The sequence below is a fragment of the Lentzea flava genome (assembly GCF_014648475.1).
GTDB classification, from domain to species: domain Bacteria; phylum Actinomycetota; class Actinomycetes; order Mycobacteriales; family Pseudonocardiaceae; genus Lentzea; species Lentzea flava.
The window spans coordinates 18,525-32,956 of sequence record NZ_BMRE01000018.1; the positions used below are offsets into that span (position 1 = coordinate 18,525).

At 64.5% G+C, this 14,432-nt stretch carries 25 protein-coding genes; 4 read left to right on the forward strand and 21 right to left on the reverse strand.

From position 1 onward, the window contains the following. Positions 1-15 precede the first annotated feature (15 nt). The 3 genes from IEZ09_RS21070 to IEZ09_RS21080 all read left to right on the forward strand — a co-directional run bounded on the left by IEZ09_RS21070 (position 16) and on the right by IEZ09_RS21080 (position 1,865). Positions 16-441: a TSCPD domain-containing protein gene (locus IEZ09_RS21070; RefSeq protein ID WP_189255447.1), complete on the forward strand. Its 426-nt coding sequence runs from the start codon at positions 16-18 to the stop codon at positions 439-441. Between the two features lie 255 nt (positions 442-696). Continuing rightward, the gene (locus tag IEZ09_RS21075; RefSeq protein WP_189255448.1) at positions 697-1,302 is read left to right on the forward strand and encodes a NucA/NucB deoxyribonuclease domain-containing protein; all 606 of its coding nucleotides are present in this window, start codon (positions 697-699) and stop codon (positions 1,300-1,302) included. Next, positions 1,299-1,865 (forward strand): DUF6461 domain-containing protein, encoded by a 567-nt coding sequence (locus tag IEZ09_RS21080; protein ID WP_189255449.1) that lies wholly within the window; start codon positions 1,299-1,301, stop codon positions 1,863-1,865. Before IEZ09_RS21075 ends, IEZ09_RS21080 begins: the two co-directional genes overlap by 4 nt. A 3-nt stretch (positions 1,866-1,868) precedes the next feature. Here IEZ09_RS21080 and IEZ09_RS21085 read toward each other — a convergent pair whose 3' ends face one another. The 3 genes from IEZ09_RS21085 to IEZ09_RS21095 all read right to left on the reverse strand — a co-directional run bounded on the left by IEZ09_RS21085 (position 1,869) and on the right by IEZ09_RS21095 (position 3,027). Beyond that, positions 1,869-2,213: a hypothetical protein gene (locus IEZ09_RS21085; protein ID WP_189255450.1), complete on the reverse strand. Its 345-nt coding sequence runs from the start codon at positions 2,211-2,213 to the stop codon at positions 1,869-1,871. Then, positions 2,210-2,527, reverse strand: coding sequence for a hypothetical protein (locus tag IEZ09_RS21090; RefSeq protein ID WP_189255451.1), 318 nt, complete (start codon positions 2,525-2,527; stop codon positions 2,210-2,212). Before IEZ09_RS21090 ends, IEZ09_RS21085 begins: the two co-directional genes overlap by 4 nt. Before the next feature lie 191 nt (positions 2,528-2,718). Next, positions 2,719-3,027, reverse strand: coding sequence for a hypothetical protein (locus tag IEZ09_RS21095; protein WP_189255452.1), 309 nt, complete (start codon positions 3,025-3,027; stop codon positions 2,719-2,721). A gap of 150 nt (positions 3,028-3,177) precedes the next feature. Between IEZ09_RS21095 and IEZ09_RS21100 the strand changes: the two genes are divergently transcribed. After that, positions 3,178-3,411: a hypothetical protein gene (locus tag IEZ09_RS21100; protein ID WP_189255453.1), complete on the forward strand. Its 234-nt coding sequence runs from the start codon at positions 3,178-3,180 to the stop codon at positions 3,409-3,411. A gap of 55 nt (positions 3,412-3,466) precedes the next feature. Here IEZ09_RS21100 and IEZ09_RS21105 read toward each other — a convergent pair whose 3' ends face one another. From IEZ09_RS21105 to IEZ09_RS21190, 18 genes are all read right to left on the reverse strand, one after another. Continuing rightward, positions 3,467-3,805, reverse strand: a complete 339-nt coding sequence (locus tag IEZ09_RS21105; protein WP_189255454.1) for a histone-like nucleoid-structuring protein Lsr2 — start codon at positions 3,803-3,805, stop codon at positions 3,467-3,469. A gap of 109 nt (positions 3,806-3,914) precedes the next feature. Continuing rightward, on the reverse strand, positions 3,915-5,684 hold the full coding sequence (locus IEZ09_RS21110) for a DNA polymerase (RefSeq protein ID WP_229812794.1): 1,770 nt from the start codon (positions 5,682-5,684) through the stop codon (positions 3,915-3,917). A gap of 29 nt (positions 5,685-5,713) precedes the next feature. Next, complete coding sequence (locus IEZ09_RS21115) at positions 5,714-6,001, reverse strand: hypothetical protein (RefSeq protein WP_189255455.1); 288 nt, start codon at positions 5,999-6,001, stop codon at positions 5,714-5,716. A gap of 163 nt (positions 6,002-6,164) precedes the next feature. Continuing rightward, positions 6,165-6,683 carry a D29-gp49 family protein gene (locus IEZ09_RS21120; RefSeq protein ID WP_189255456.1) on the reverse strand — a complete coding sequence of 173 codons (519 nt, stop codon included), beginning with the start codon at positions 6,681-6,683 and terminating at the stop codon, positions 6,165-6,167. 131 nt (positions 6,684-6,814) lie between these two features. Continuing rightward, positions 6,815-7,414: a hypothetical protein gene (locus IEZ09_RS21125; protein WP_189255457.1), complete on the reverse strand. Its 600-nt coding sequence runs from the start codon at positions 7,412-7,414 to the stop codon at positions 6,815-6,817. A 27-nt stretch (positions 7,415-7,441) separates the two neighbouring features. Next, positions 7,442-8,209, reverse strand: coding sequence for a metallophosphoesterase (locus tag IEZ09_RS21130; RefSeq protein ID WP_189255458.1), 768 nt, complete (start codon positions 8,207-8,209; stop codon positions 7,442-7,444). A 10-nt stretch (positions 8,210-8,219) separates the two neighbouring features. Further along, entirely contained in the window at positions 8,220-8,516 is a 297-nt protein-coding gene (locus IEZ09_RS21135) for a hypothetical protein (protein ID WP_189255459.1), read from the reverse strand. After that, positions 8,513-9,061, reverse strand: coding sequence for a toprim domain-containing protein (locus IEZ09_RS21140; protein WP_229812795.1), 549 nt, complete (start codon positions 9,059-9,061; stop codon positions 8,513-8,515). The genes IEZ09_RS21135 and IEZ09_RS21140 overlap by 4 nt, the downstream gene beginning before the upstream one ends. Next, entirely contained in the window at positions 9,021-9,443 is a 423-nt protein-coding gene (locus tag IEZ09_RS47930) for a CHC2 zinc finger domain-containing protein (protein WP_189255460.1), read from the reverse strand. Before IEZ09_RS47930 ends, IEZ09_RS21140 begins: the two co-directional genes overlap by 41 nt. After that, a complete protein-coding gene (locus IEZ09_RS21150; RefSeq protein WP_189255461.1) occupies positions 9,374-9,616 on the reverse strand; it encodes a hypothetical protein in 243 nt (80 codons plus the stop codon). The genes IEZ09_RS47930 and IEZ09_RS21150 overlap by 70 nt, the downstream gene beginning before the upstream one ends. A gap of 24 nt (positions 9,617-9,640) precedes the next feature. Beyond that, entirely contained in the window at positions 9,641-9,970 is a 330-nt protein-coding gene (locus IEZ09_RS21155; protein WP_229812796.1) for an endonuclease VII domain-containing protein, read from the reverse strand. A 104-nt stretch (positions 9,971-10,074) separates the two neighbouring features. Further along, positions 10,075-10,893 carry an AAA family ATPase gene (locus tag IEZ09_RS21160; protein WP_229812797.1) on the reverse strand — a complete coding sequence of 273 codons (819 nt, stop codon included), beginning with the start codon at positions 10,891-10,893 and terminating at the stop codon, positions 10,075-10,077. 48 nt (positions 10,894-10,941) lie between these two features. Further along, entirely contained in the window at positions 10,942-11,235 is a 294-nt protein-coding gene (locus tag IEZ09_RS21165) for a hypothetical protein (protein ID WP_189255462.1), read from the reverse strand. Positions 11,236-11,261: 26 nt separating this feature from the next. After that, positions 11,262-12,044: a RecB family exonuclease gene (locus IEZ09_RS21170; RefSeq protein ID WP_189255463.1), complete on the reverse strand. Its 783-nt coding sequence runs from the start codon at positions 12,042-12,044 to the stop codon at positions 11,262-11,264. Between the two features lie 3 nt (positions 12,045-12,047). Further along, a complete protein-coding gene (locus IEZ09_RS21175) occupies positions 12,048-12,200 on the reverse strand; it encodes a hypothetical protein (RefSeq protein ID WP_189255464.1) in 153 nt (50 codons plus the stop codon). Then, positions 12,178-12,315, reverse strand: a complete 138-nt coding sequence (locus IEZ09_RS47935) for a hypothetical protein (RefSeq protein ID WP_189255465.1) — start codon at positions 12,313-12,315, stop codon at positions 12,178-12,180. The genes IEZ09_RS21175 and IEZ09_RS47935 overlap by 23 nt, the downstream gene beginning before the upstream one ends. Positions 12,316-12,405: 90 nt before the next feature. Then, positions 12,406-12,978, reverse strand: a complete 573-nt coding sequence (locus tag IEZ09_RS21185) for a hypothetical protein (RefSeq protein ID WP_189255466.1) — start codon at positions 12,976-12,978, stop codon at positions 12,406-12,408. A gap of 263 nt (positions 12,979-13,241) precedes the next feature. Continuing rightward, complete coding sequence (locus IEZ09_RS21190) at positions 13,242-14,381, reverse strand: Lsr2 dimerization domain-containing protein (protein WP_189255467.1); 1,140 nt, start codon at positions 14,379-14,381, stop codon at positions 13,242-13,244. Positions 14,382-14,432 lie beyond the last annotated feature (51 nt).

Here is a 14,432-nt window from a genome sequence, read left to right on the forward strand (position 1 = left end):
CCCGAACGTGAGCGGATGCCAAGGAGCCGGGACGGACACACGACGTCGTTCACCATCGGCGGAGGCGAGTTCTACGTCACGGGGAACGCGCGCGATGACGGCAGCCTTGGCGAGGTTTTCGCCAAGTTCGCCAAGGAGGGTTCGACCCTCGCCGGCCTGATGGACGCGATCTCCATTCTCACGTCGATCGGGCTCCAATACGGCGTGCCGCTGGCTGTCTTGGTCGAGAAGCTGACCAACACGCGATACGAACCGATGGGGATGACCGACGACCCCGAGATCCCGCAGGCATCGTCGGTCATGGACTACGTGTTCCGCCGCCTCGCGCTCGACTTCATGACCTTCGAGGACCGCAGGAAGCTCGGCATCTTCACCCCAGACGAGCAGGCACGGATGCTGACCGAGGACGAGACCGGCGTCCCCGGCGTTCCCGCCTGGTAGTCACAGAACTCGACGACCGCGAAGTTCCGCGGCCCCGTCAGCTCTGGCGGGGCCGCTTTCGACCGGCGGCTATGTGAATAGCATTCAGTGGCATCCCGCAGGGCGGTCTTCGGAAATCCTGCGGCAAAATCGTCGCTCTCAGCTACGGCGTACTTCAATGACTGGTCCGACTGAGCGAATGCAGCGCGTACAGCCTGGAATGGCCAGGTTTCATGGAACGATCACGTTGGTCGAACGTGTGGGGGAATCGTGAGTGTGAAGTCCAAGATCGGCGTGCCGCTGGTGCTGCTGATCGTGGCCGGCTTGTACTCCGCCGTGGAGTACCCCGAGGAAACCAGCAACGCCATCGAGACGATCAAGGAGTTGTTGCCCGACGACGCTCCGGTGGGCATGGAGGTGCCTCCGCCGTACAACGATCGGTACAAGACGTGCACCGCCGCGCAGGTGGTCAACGACAAGCGGTGCGGCGACGACAAGGTTCTGCCGATCGACGCCAAGAAGATGCCGCACATCGCCCGAAACATCTCGCTGCACTGGAAACAGCACCCGCAGACCGCGGCCCTGACGAAGGCCAGCTACAAGCAGGCACAGAACTACAAGGACTCCGGTTGCGCAACCTTCGTGCGCACCGTCGATCCGCCTGAGCGGGGCAAAAAGGGAAGTTGCGATGAATTCCCGTTCAAATCTACTGAGGAGGGCGGTGCCGGCTCCCGGATCGAGGAGGTACCGAGGCGTGAGCAAGATATCCAGGGCGGTGTGATCGGCGGCTTCTACTCGACCCACAAGATGGTCGATGGCGATAAGTACGTCGTCGTCCTCGTCAATACCGCTAGCATCGCGCCGGGACCGTACAAGGGGTGAACATGCTCGACGTGCAGCAGTACCAGTGGATCGCTGATCAGCGCTACTCCGCGGTCACGGTCGCGCTCTTCGACGGGGTGACCGAGGACGAGGTGATCCGGGCCTACGGCGGCGACCCGCGGTCGTCGGAGACCGCGACCTTCGACGAGGCGTTCAACTCGTTCGAGCCGGGCGCCCCGTTCTGGGTGCAGACCCTCACGGTGGGCTCATGCATCGTCGCCATCGAGAACAACGGCTACCTTGGGTCCGCGATCGAGGGGGGCATCGAGGCCCTGACGCAGCGTGCGCGGTTCGGCAGCGTCAAGTGGAGCGCGACCGGAGGTGTTCCGTTCCTGTACATCGTCAACGGGGATGTAGTCGCGGACTTCGACGCGTTGTCGTTGGCTGGTGGTGGAACGGGAGGCGGTGATCCCGTGCCTGAGTGGGTGACTCGCGTTGCTTGGTCCGATGTGGACGTTCAGGCCGCGTGCCTGGCGTTGCTGAGCGATGTCATGAACGTGCCGATCGAGGAGAAGTGGTTCATGACGCCACTGCGGACGACGCGTCTGCCGGGACTCGACTAATTATCAGGACTTGCGGCGGCTGTTGCGCTCGATCCACTCTCTCGGAAACGGGTCGCGCGCAATGGCGCCGCAGGGACACCGTTCTACGATTCCCAGCCTCGCTACGCGCCCTATCGTCTGGGTTCGGCAGTGGTGCCAGCGCGGCGGGCACGGTGCTTGCTCCCAAGGGATTCCGTCGCGGTGAGCGATCTTGACACCGCCCTCCGTCTCGCTGCTCAGCATCGCGTCGACCGCGAAGGTGAACTCGTCAGGCCTGGCGTATCGCCGCCAGGGCTGACCATCGAGGTATCCCCACACGAGAATCGTGATGATGACGCAGGCGAAAACGAGGATGATGAGTGGGATCATCGGGCTTCGTCAATCTGCTCTTTAGCAACGGTCACGCTAAGGCGGGCGTTCCGGTACTGGTGATACCGCTGGTTCAATTCGACGGCCAATCGGTAGTCCCCAGATCCGTATGCGCCCGGAGAGATCATCGCAAGGCCGTGGTACAGGTTCGCGAGGTGGAACGCCGCGATCTCGGCTGCGCGAAAGGTCTCCACGGTGGGGTTGCCGGCCGCAGCGTCGGCAGCGGCGAGATAGGCCTTGGCGGTCAGAGTGCGAGGCATCGGTACTCGCACGACGGCCACAGGTCGTAGTGCGTTGGCTGCACCATGTTCCATGCGGACTACGGTATCGGCATGTGGCCGTGGACGCGTAAGAAGAAGCTCACCCTCGCGGAGTTCGAGAGTGCGGCTCGTACGCTCGATTCGTACTGGGGCATCAAGACGGACTTGTCGGGTCGCTGGATCGAGCGCCCGCGGCCGGTTCGTCGGTGGTGGGCGCCGTGGCGTCGGCGGACCTCTACGGACCGCTAGCGCACGGTGCGCACCCAGCGGGAGGACACGACCTGATCGGTGAGCTGGAGTGCCTGCCCGTGGGGGTCCGCGGACGGAATGGCGTAGTTCACCAGGACCAGCTGTGAGTTGTTCAAGCTATCCCACCATCCAGATGTGAGCCCGTCGACGATGCAATCCACGTCCAGACCGTCGACCACCTTGACGCCGGATTCCAGGTTCTCTTGGAACAACCCGCGCAGGTTGATCTTGACGGGCCGAACCCTGAGCCGCGAGCCGTGAACCGGGTCACCGTCTTCCCAGCGGTGGGTAGGAATGAGCGACATAGCGCAAGGATACGAACAGATGTTCGATCACGCCAGCGCCCAGGAGGCTCGAAAGTCGTTTGAGCACAGTCCATTACGGACGGTGGGCACGGCTGTGACCTGCATCGAAACTCGCGCACGTGAGCGGACAACCGGATACGGTCCGCTGACATGAGCTACCTCTTCGCGACCAAGTACGCCGACGCGATGTCGAGGAAGTTTGCAAAGCCCCGCCGTGATGATGGCGGCATGCTCAAGTGGGATTCGGACGGTGATGCTCTCATTCCCGAACCACCGCAGTTCGTGGATGTCGTGCTCGACGGGCCTGAACCCGAAGACAAACGCCCGGTAGTGAAGCAGGTCCCGCCCAGCAGTTTGAAGGCGGTCACGCTCCGTTCAGCTTGAGCAGGGATACAAAAATGCCCCCTCCACCGAAAGGCGGAGGGGGCATTTTCAGGCTTCAGTTCTGCGCGTGGTACTCGGCCACGATGGTCGCCGGGATACGGCCTCGGTCGGACAGCTGGTGTCCCTGCTTGCGTGCCCATTCGCGGATCGCGCGGGCCTGCTCCTTGTCCGCCTTCGGCGTGACGCCGCCGACCCGCTTGGAGGCAACCTTCTTGCGACCGCCTTCGCGGCGCCCCTTGGCCACGAAGTCCGCCAGCGCTGTACGCAGCTTGGCGGCGTTCTTCTTCGACAGGTCGATCTCGTACAGGACGCCGTCGAGTCCGAACCCGACCGTTTCGTCTGCCTTCTTACCGTCGAGGTCGTCGATGAGCGTGACAACCGTCTGCTGTGCCATGTGCCCCCCAGGAACTTCAGTGTTTCACGAGCGTCTATAGATATGTGACGGTAGATCGCGAAGTCAAGCGACATACGTGTTATCACTCGATTGAGGTCTACGCCACTTTCTAGTGCGCTGCGTCGGCCCAGTTCTTGCCCAAAGGGCCGACGCCGACAGGGAAGTGGACGCGCTGACCTGTTCCGTCTGGTGGTTGCCAGTCGCACGTCATCGCGCGTTTCACGATGGCGATGATCTCCTCGGCGCGGGTAGCCGGCACGGAGAGCACGATCGCGTCGTGGACCTGCGCGACGACCATGCGCAGGATCTCGTTCGGCAGCCTGATAAGGCCGTCGCAGACGATTTCCCTGGTGCCGGACTGACCGTACAGGGCGGGTGCCTGGGTCCATTCGCGGCCTTCGTCGACGAGCATCTTACGCCCCCAGGCGTTGACGACGTAGCCCTTGCGAGCGAGCCGGGTCACCTTGTCCTGCCAGCGGGTCACCTGCCGATAAGCGGCCTGCATTCCGTCGACGAACTTCTTCGCGATGCTGTGCGCAACGCCCGCGGTCGTGGCGATCGTGCGTGCGCCAGCTCGGTAGGCGTAGGCGTGCCCGCAGGCTTTCGCTGTCTGTCGGTAGTGCGCCGGGTTGGTGTCGACTTCTTCCTTTCCCCACACCGCGTAGGCGGTGATCATGTGGGCGTCCGCGCCGGGCCGGAAGCGTTCGGCGAATTTGCGGTCTCCGGAGTACGCGGCCACGATCCGCGCGTCGGCCTGGCTGAGGTCGAGTTCGACCAGGACTTCGTCGTCCGCGTTCGGGATGTAGTAGCGCTTCTCCTCGGCTCCGTCGCCGCGGCTGGTCCACACTGTGAGTCCGGGATCTTGCGTCGACCATCGGCCGGAGCGCTGGAGTGTGGTGATCTGCGGGTGGACCTTGCCGTCCGCGTGCAGGTGCCGCAGCGCGCCTTCGGCCAGCGGCCGGATTCCGCCGATGGCCGCGATCGCCTCCGCCAGCGCTTCGGCCTCTTCCCCTTTCCCTCGTGCCGCTTCCTTGACGGAGTCGCCCCCGAGCGAAGGGGCACCGTTCTTCGTGCGGACTAGGTCGTCCGCGCGCACACCGACCGACTTGAGCGCGGCGAGAACGGCTTCCTTGCCTGCGTTCGTGCGCAGCGGGGCTTTGCCCTCCGAGGGCATTCCGTGTTTCTCGACGAGCATGGCCATGTACCGGTCACGGATCGCGTCGAGTTCCTTGATGCGTGCTTGCGCGGCTGGAACGTCGACGCGCCACCCGTTGCGGGAGATCTGCGCCGCGATCGCTGCGACGAGCTGTTCCCGGATCGCGTACTTGTCCAGCGGTCCCTTACGCAGCAGCGCTTGCAGCACAAGGCGGCCGGTGCGGACGTCCTGGCGCAGGTATTCCTCGTAGCGGGGTTCGTCGAGCGGGATCTTGTCGTAGCCGCCGAACTCGCGGGCAAGCTCGGTGAGGTCGTAGGCCTTGCCCTGGACACCGAGCTGGTGCGCCTGCTCGTCGAGGCCGTGCCACAGCTTGGCTTGCTCGGGTCCTTTCACGTGCCGTGGCCGTCCGCGGCGGTCGATGTAGTTCCGCGGCGCGGGGTGGACGAGCGTGCTGTGTGTCCAGGAGTCGATCACCCGTCCTTCTCGGGCGAGTTCGAGGGGTTCGATGGAGTCGGCACCGAAAATGGCGGTGAGGTCGAAGGCGTGGATGTTGTGCCCGACGATGTAGCGGGCGGAGCGGATGGCCTCGCGCAGCTCGTCGAGGTCGGTGCTCAGGTGGACGTGGTCGCTGTTGTCCCACGCGTATCCGGCGAGCCGGACGAATTCGTTCGGCGCCATGTTGTAGAGCTGGTCTGCGCTGTGCGTTTCAACGTCGATCGTCACGGTTCGCCGGACGGGCAAGCTTTTCCTTCCTACTCGGCCAGCACGCGCAGAGCGCGCTTGAGTTCGTCGAGTTCTTGTTTCGTGGTGCGGAGTTCTTCGACGAGTGCGTGGTGGACTTCGGGGTCGATGGTGTGGGCGTGTTCGAGGTGGCCGGCGGGGATGGCCCAGGCCCAGAGGTGCCCGGCGAATCGCACTCCGACGAGCTTTCCTTGTTCGAGGACTTGGACGACGCGGCCGACCGTGCCGGTGGTGATGGCGGGGTTGTGGCCAGGCGGGGCGGTGTAGCGGACGCGGTCGCCATTGCGGAAGGTGGTCACGGCGGTTACTCGGTCGGCAGGCTGAAGATCGCCATGAAGATGGCGATCAGCACGGTGAGCATGACGATTGCTTGCATGTGTGTTGTTCCTCCCGGAAATGACGAGAGGAGGGCGGGCCGGCGGCCCGCCCTCCTCGTGGTGAAGTTGTTGTCAGCGCGGCGGATTACGGGTATTCGGGCCTGCACTGCTGGTCGCGGTTCTGCGCGGTGCAGTACCACCCGGCGTAGGTGTTGCCCGCCTGGGAGATGCCCGAGCGCCACCGCATTTCGCCGTGGTCGCAGTAGCGCTTCTCCCCGTTCGGTGCCTCGGTCGCGGCCTGCGGACGGCCGCGGCGCTGCTGGTTGCTCCCGCCACTGCTGTTGTTGTTCGGGCGCTGCCCGCCGTTGTTGTTCGGTGAGCCGGTGCGGGCCTTGCCCGCGGGTTCCTTCTGCTTGATGAACTGGTCCACGAGCGCGCCCGCGGTGACCAGGCGCTTGATGTCGCCGACGCCTTCGAGCATGTCCGCCAGGACGTCCACGCTCGGGGCGCGGAAGACGTACCAGGCCGACGAGTACTCGCCGTTGCCCTTGAAAGTGGCCGACACCGAGCCGTTCCACTCCGAACTGGACGCGCCCGAACCAGGCTCGTCGTACTGCTGATCGTTGAAGTCGTTGTCGTCATCCGCGAACGGATCAACGGTCACTGAGAATCCCCCGTGTTGGTCGTGCTGGTGATGCTGGATGCGTTGTGATGCAGGGTGTTCAGGGCGGCCCGTGACCTCGGGTTCGAGGCTTGGTTGTTCGATCGCCCCGGTTCCGCGGGCCGGCTACCGCCTTACTCGAAATCACCGGCGATCCCATCGAGCCAATCCGCCGTTTCGGTGTGCACATTCCGTCCGACCTTTCGTGATCCGATTCCGTCGCGTTCGCGTGCGCGGCGCAGGGACACGCGGTTCATCGACTCCGTCAGCAGCTCGACCGCGCGGGCGATGCTCTGCCGGTGGGCGGTGCCGTCGCCGTCGCGGAACACCGCGACCAGCAGCCCGGCGTAGCGGGGGTTGCGCTCGCTGACGATGTTCAGTCCCTCGTCGAGGTCGATGAGGGTTGCGCTGACCTCGGTCCGCTCGGCACCCAGGGCGCCGCTGTTGAGCAGGTCCGTGATTTCCCTTGTGCCGTAGCGGTATTGACCGCTGAACACCTCGTATTCGACGCGTTCCCGTGCGGCGATCTGGTGCCCGATCTTGATGAGCGCGGTCTTGCGGCGGGCCGGTTCCATCTCGTCGACCAGCCGGTCCACTGAGCGCGGCGATTCCAGCAGCCGCAACGCGATCTCTTGCTCGACATCGTCAGCGTCGACCGTGTCCGGCCACTGTGCGGCAACGACCCGAGCGGCTTCTTTGATCAGTGGCAGAAGCTCGAAAACCTTGTCCTGCAACAGCTCTCCACTCGTTCCACTTAACATCTAGACCTTGAAAGTGTCGCCGTCGACGATGAAACGACGGCTCGTGATTGGCACCAGCTCGGGCGTGACGGTGCTGCGCTCGATGTGCAAGACGGCGAATCCGGTTTGCCAGTTCGGTGTTGCGCTGTTGAGGTAGCCGGCATGGCGGATGTCCATCAGGTGTCCTACCTCGACGCCGGTCACGGTGCGGGTGACCTTGCCGCCGTAGCCGGTGGTGTGCCGCCCAATTCCCTGCCGGTGGGTGTGGCCCATGACAAGGGACTTGCCCGCCCGCTTCGCCCCGTTCAACGCCGTGTTTCCGGCGATCTGCGAGAGCGTGATTCCACCGACGTGGCCGTGCGTGGTGAGCCAGTCAGGTGCGATCTGGTGGAAGTCCGGCAACAGCCGGACGTTGTACCGAGGGAAATCGAGTAGCACCGGAAGGTCGAACGCGTTGCTGTCAGCGAGCGCGGGCGCGTGCTTCGCGAGGTACGTCCGCGGCCGGAGATCATGGTTCCCCTCGTGCACGGAAACCGGTCCTGAGTAGACCTCGCGCAGCGGCTCTAGGAAGTGCTGTTGCGCGTACTTCGAGTCCTTGAGCACGCTGCCCTCGAACTCCGCGGCGGTGCCCTTGCTCCACCTGCTGGGTTGCGGGTAGTCGACGAGGTCACCGATCTGGATCACTTCGTCCGGGCGGTATTGGCCGATGAACCGGATCACGGCCTTGAGCGCTTTCCGGTTCTCGTAGGGCATTTGAAGATCCGAGATGACGACGATGCGCTTGCCCAAGAGGCCTCTTTCAGTTGTTCTTCGTGGGCTTGTCAGCGGGGGCGGTGAGCAGGAGCAGCAGGAGCAGCGCGGCGGCCAGCTCGGCTTCCGCGGCCTTGGCCCGCTCGGTCTTGGCGCGGTCGGTCGTGGCGGTCTTCGGCTGGGGGATCGGGGTGATGGAGTCCGCCAGCAGGGACAGGCGGGTGCCGCCGTCGATCGCGACGATGTAGCGCTGCTTCTTCTCCTGCCAGGAGTCGACGACGCCGTAGAAGCCGCGGAACAGGCTGCTGGTGATGATGACCGGGGTTCCGGGGGTGTAGCGGGTCATGTGCGGGTCCTTTCCAGAAGGGCGTGTTTTCCGTGCTTGAGCACGAGTGAGCTGACGTCCTCGCCTGTGGGCATGGGGACGATCAGGGCGTTGGGTAGTTCCTTGATCAGCAATTCGCCGAAGGCGTTGCCGGCTCGGTCTCCGTCGGTGAAGACGTAGACGTGGCGGTATCCGAGTAGGGGTTCGCGGAAGTGCTTGCGCCACGCGTCGGCGCCGGGGATGCCGATGGTGGGAATCCCGCTGACGGAGGCGGTGATGGCGTCGAACTCGCCCTCGGTGACGCCGATGTCGTCGGTGTCGTCGAGCAGGGCCAGCGTGTTGTAGATCCGCGGCGGGTGCTCTGGCATTGAGGCGTACTTGCCGCCGCGGTGGCCGCCGTGGTCGCAGTTGGCGAGCAGGCAGCGGAACCGCATGGTCGCGACCGACCAGCCGATCCGTGGCGCCCACCGCAGGTATGGGATCGCCAACATGCCCTGGTACTGCTCGTGGCCTGGTAGCGGATCGTCAACGAAGCCAAGGCGGTACTTGTCGACCAGGTCCCGCACGCTCGGAGCCAACAGTCCGCGGCTCTCCAAATGCTCTGCGGCGGGTGACCCTGGCAGACTCGCGTGGTACCGGCTTGTAGCTTCCCCCAAGAATTTCTTCTGCGCGGCGCTGAGCGGCGCCAAAAGCCAGTTCCTCCCGTTCCCGGATCAGTCCGATGATGTCGCCCTTCACGCCGCACCCGTGGCAGCGGAAGGCTTGGTATTCATAGGAAATCGAGGCGGACGCGTGGGCTTCGTCGTGGAAGGGGCACCGGGTTTTGAGCCAGCGGGCGTTGCCGGCTGGTGGTGTCCACAGCGGAAACCAGTGCCGGATCAGCGTCGCAATGGGCTCGTCCGACGCACACCCCACTTCGTTCGCGGCAGGTACGGGGTGAGCACCCATGACTGCTGGGACACCTGCTTGGTCTCGGAGTCCTCGAACGTCGCGGTGAGCACCCAGTCGCCGTTTTCCAGGTGGATCGACCAGGACAACCAGCCGCCGGTCTTGATCAGGTGCTGTGATCCCTGCACCTGTCCGGCGATGTCGATCAGACTGAGCAGCTTGTCTGCCTGCACACATTCCCCTTTTCTGTTGTGTGGTCAGGTGTTGAGCACCGCCTGAGCGGGCGGTGTGGTGAGGTAGTCGATCGCCCGCATGAGGGCCTGGACCTCGTCGCGCAGGTGCCCGAGCACGTTGCGGTTGCAGGGTTTGCACAGCAGCCCGCGCACGCACTTTCCGCAGCTCGTCGAGCCGGGACAGCACGTGTGGTCGTGGTCCACCGACAGGCGGACGCGGCCGTTTCCCTTGGCACGGCGGCAGATCGCGCACACGCCACCTTGTGCGCGGTAGATCGCCTGGTATTGCGCCTCGCTGATTCCGTAGGTGCGCTCGATCCGCGCACTGCGGTCTCGTTCCCGTCGAGCCTGCACAACCTGACGGTGATGCGTGGCGCACCGCGGCCCTGGGTGAGGCGCGTTGCGTTGCGTACCAACGCCTTCGGCGATGCAGTCCCGGCAGCGGCGCCGTTTCGCGGTCAGAAGACCGCCTCGTTCCACGGACCACCGTGCCCTGTGGTGGGCGCGAGGTCGCGGATGGACATGGTGTCGGCGTCGAACTCCAGCTCGACGAACGTCATGCCGGAGGCGTCCGCCTTGCCCCCTCGGTGCTTCACCGTGGACACGGCCAGGATGTCCGGGGCTGGCCGGTGCAGGGTCAGGATCAGTTCGGGGACCCTGCCGATCTGTCCTTTGACGCCGGACAGCGGAATCGGCCTGTCCGAGTCGTTGAAGCTGCCCGTGACGTGGTGCAGGCCGATGACGCAGGCCTCGGTGTGCCTGGCCATCCCATGCAAATAGTCCATCAGCCACTCCAGGCCGTTGGACGGATCGCTCTCCTGCCCCGCGTCCATGCGGACGTTGGTGACGTTGTCGACCACGATCAGCTCTGGAAACGCGCCGTAGACCTCTTCGTAGGCCTCAACTTGCGTCTCGATCACGTCGAGGGTCGGAGCCGGGTCGTAGGCGAACCGGATCGGCGCACCCGCCAGTTCCGCCCGGACGGCGTCGAGTGCGTTGTTGCGCACCGACGAGCCGGACGCGCTGAGCGAGGACCCCGTCAGGACCGACATCCCACGCGACGCTTGCGTGAATGCGTCGCTGTCGGCCGACAGGTAGAGCGCGTTCACGCCGGACTTCAGCGCGATGTTCAGCGCGAGCGTGGACTTGAGCGAGCCAGGACCGCCCGCGATCAGCGTGAGCTGGCTCCGCAACAACCTGGTGTCGGCGTCCTCAAGGCTCTCGAACACCGTGGGCAGCGGATCACCCGCGGCACCGCGGATTCTCGAACTCTGCAACAGGGTGTAGATGAATCAAACCTCCCCTCCTCACTCGTCCTTTCGAATTCAGGGGCACCGGATCGGCAGGTACCCGACGCCGTCAACGACCAGCGAGCCCGGCACCTTGTGGAACCGGCCGGCATCGCGGGTCACCTCGTAGCACCCGTTCGTCGGCGACGGCCGTTCGTCGCGGTGCCCCAACACAGCGAACATGCCGACGAGCGAAAGTGCGCCGATGGTGAACAGGACGGTGCCCAGCCCTGCCAAGCCTTCTTTGATCATGCGCAGGCTCGACCGAACCAGCCGCCACGAGACCATCAGCAACACGACAACGACCGCGGTGATCACCAGGTAGCTCAACCAACCTCCTTCGTTCCACTTAACATCTAGGCCTGAAAGATCGGGCAGGACGTGCGCACCGGGCAGAACATGCAGGTCTTCTCATCCGGGGTCGGGTCGAACTTCTCGGCCTTGATCAATTCGTCCACTTCCTCGAACTCCTCCACGAGCCGGGTTGCCGGCCACTCCGTGAGGTCGTAGAAAAGCGTTGGCTTGCCTGACTTTCCCATCCAGTAGTCGCCCTTGTGGACTTCCTGGCCGTAGACCTGGCGAATCGCCTCGGCGTACACGGCGAGTTGGAACGCGTCGCCGGGGCTGTTGCCGCTCTTGATGTCGCGGACGATCAACCCTTCACGCGGGTCGATCACCGCCTGGTCGAGGTATCCGCGGACCGGCACCGAGCCAAGCCAGATCTCGAACCCCAGCTCGACCGCGGGCGTTCCGTCCGGCGCGATCCAGATGACCTCACGCGGTGCGCGCTCGGTGTAGTAGCGCAAGTACCGGTCAGCCTGGTCGAGCCCTAGGCCATACCTTCGTTCGACGTCAACCGCGCCGCGGTACGGCCCCGACGCGAACCAGAAGTTCCAGTTCGGTGTCTCCCCGGCCATCGCGTTGATGCCCTCGGCGTACACCCGCCGGAACACCTCCTGCACCGCGGCCAACGACATCGTCCGTCCGGACTTCTCCCACGCCTCCGCAGCAGCGTGCACCGCGGTTCCTTGGGAGAGCCAGGCGGCCGGTCGCTGCCATACCTTCTCGATTCGGCACAAAAAATACCGGGCTGGACAGGCCCGGTATTCCTTGATCTGACTGACAGATCTTTTCTGCAATTGTCACGCCGCCTTGCGCACGGCCCCCTCGCGCCGCTCGGCGGCGCAGACGTGGGGCGTTCCGTCACCGGGGCATTCTTGATGGATCACCGCGAGGGTCCAGATGGCTTCCCGGTAGTAGAACTGCGGGTCTTCAACGACGGATTCGAACTCCATTGTGAAACAGGAGCCCCCCCAGCACCTCGTTCACCGGCTGATACAGCGGATCGGTTTCCTCGACGACCGGGCTTCGGTACACCGTTAGGTAGAGGGTGCAGTCACTCTCCACCATCGACGCGATCAAGAAGTGCTGTCGGAAAACCAGGTGAGTCTGTCTCGGTGCATCACACTTTCCTTTCACAAGCCCCCCAGAGTGAAGTTGTCATGGCAGACGCTTCGGGAACCTCAACACCATGAGCGCGTCGTCGGACAACTCCGCGTGTTCATTCCTTCGGATCAACAGGTCACCGTCCCTTTCCTCCCAAGGGACGAGGGCGAACCCGCCGGTCTTGTTGCCCTTGCCCGGCGGTATCGCCGGGTCGAACTCGACCACGAACTTCGGCGGCGTGGTCGGGTCGAGCTTCCCCCTCTCCAAAGCTTCGGCGAACTGCTCTTCGCCCAGCAGCTTCTTATAGAGCGCGCGTAGTCGCTTGAGCTTGTCTTCGCTCATCCCGTGGCCATTCGTCGCCACGAACTCCAGATGGTTTCTCACGAGCTTGCCCAGGGATGCGTCATGGAACGCACGGCCAAGCTTCCACGGGAAGTGCTTCATCGCGTCGCTACGAGGGGTGGAGTCGATGAGCCCTGCTCGACCCAGCCGCAGGCTGACAGCCGCCTCGGAAACATCGAATCTTTGTGCGATCGAACGCTGGCTGTTCCCAGCCCTCTTCAGAGCCATGATGACCTCAGGCGTAGCGCCCGAGTCACCGCCGTTAGGCCTGCCCATGCGCGTCAACGGACCCACCCCCCTGCGACCATATGCACGGCCGTAGGTTAACGAGATCGCTCGTTCCACGCAACATACCCCCTCTCGCCCCTGGTCTGCGGTCGCTGCTGCGACGCCGTTACCCACATGATCAACAATCACTCTGGCGTGCCTCGGTTCGGCAGGCATCCGTACAACTACGCACATCTCTCGTGTTGCCTGCCGGGCTCAAGCCTTCTTGCAGGGGAGCGGGCTCTCGCTCCCCTGCCTTTCAGTCACACCCTGGTGGGCTTTCAAGCAGCAGCTTGACGGCGCGGGCTCGGAGACGAGGCCGCCTTAGGCGAAGCCTTCGCCGCGCCACGACCCCCGGCCGGCTTGGCGTTCGTCCCCGCTGTCTCCGGCTTCTTGTCGGTGGCGTTGGTGCGAGGCGCGGCCTTGGTGCGGCGCCCGCTCTTCGGCGTGGAGCCAGCGCTTTCAGCGGTCTTCTGAACGTTGGCAGCTCCGGCCGGCTCGGTCCTCGAACCCACTTCCGCGGAGGCCTCGGCCTGCCTGGTGGACACCGCGTACTTGTAGACCTCGTCCCAGTCGGCCGTCTCCAGCGTCTTGTGGCTGAGGTTCGTCTTGTCGCCCAGCCAAGCCTTCGCCTGCTGGACGAAGTCCTCCTTGGTGTCCAGGCTCATCGAGTCAGCAGCGGTGCGCCACATGCTCACCTCGGAGAAGAGCTTGCGCATGACCGCCCGCGTGGCGTTCCTGTTCGTCTTCACCGCAGCGACCACCGGAGCCTGAGTGCCGGGCGCGGCCTTCTCCTTCGCAGCAGCTTCCTTCAAGGACTGCTGATAGGAGACACCCAGCTCGATGACAACCAGGCCTCCGCCGTCCTTGCGGATCGCGTGCCTGCCCATCCGCTTGGCCACCGTGAGGGCGTCGTCGTAGGACTCGTAGAACCAACCCTCCTGGGTCATCAGGCCTTGGATCAAACGTTCCTCGGGCTCATGTGCCTCAGGCTCCGGCATCGCATCAACGGGACCGGGGTTCGAAGCCACGACCGCGACATCCGGATCGGGACGGGCAGTGGTGCGCTTGTCCGGCCGGTTCGGCTGGCAGTACTGCCGGATGTAGTCGTCCGCCAGCCTTCCGCCGTGCTCCGACACGTCCTTTCCGTTCGCCACCGCCCAGGCCCGGATCTGCTTGCGCTCGTCCTCGTCTTCAACCGAGAACTTCCGGCCCTTCAGCGGTTTGGGCTCGATCCGCTGCCCGCCGACCTTCCTGGCGTGCTGGGTCCACTTCTTCATGTCGGCGTTGAACTCGTCGTGGTTGTCGCGCGACAGGTCGAGTTCCCACTCGATGCCGTTCACCACGATGCGGACCCGGTAGTGGGCCTCGATCGTGGGGTCGGTGTCGTCGGCGTAGTAGGTCTGGGTCACCGTGGCCATGTTGTTCTCCCGCTGTGGTTTGCTCGTTGGACCATGACCGGTGCTCAAGCC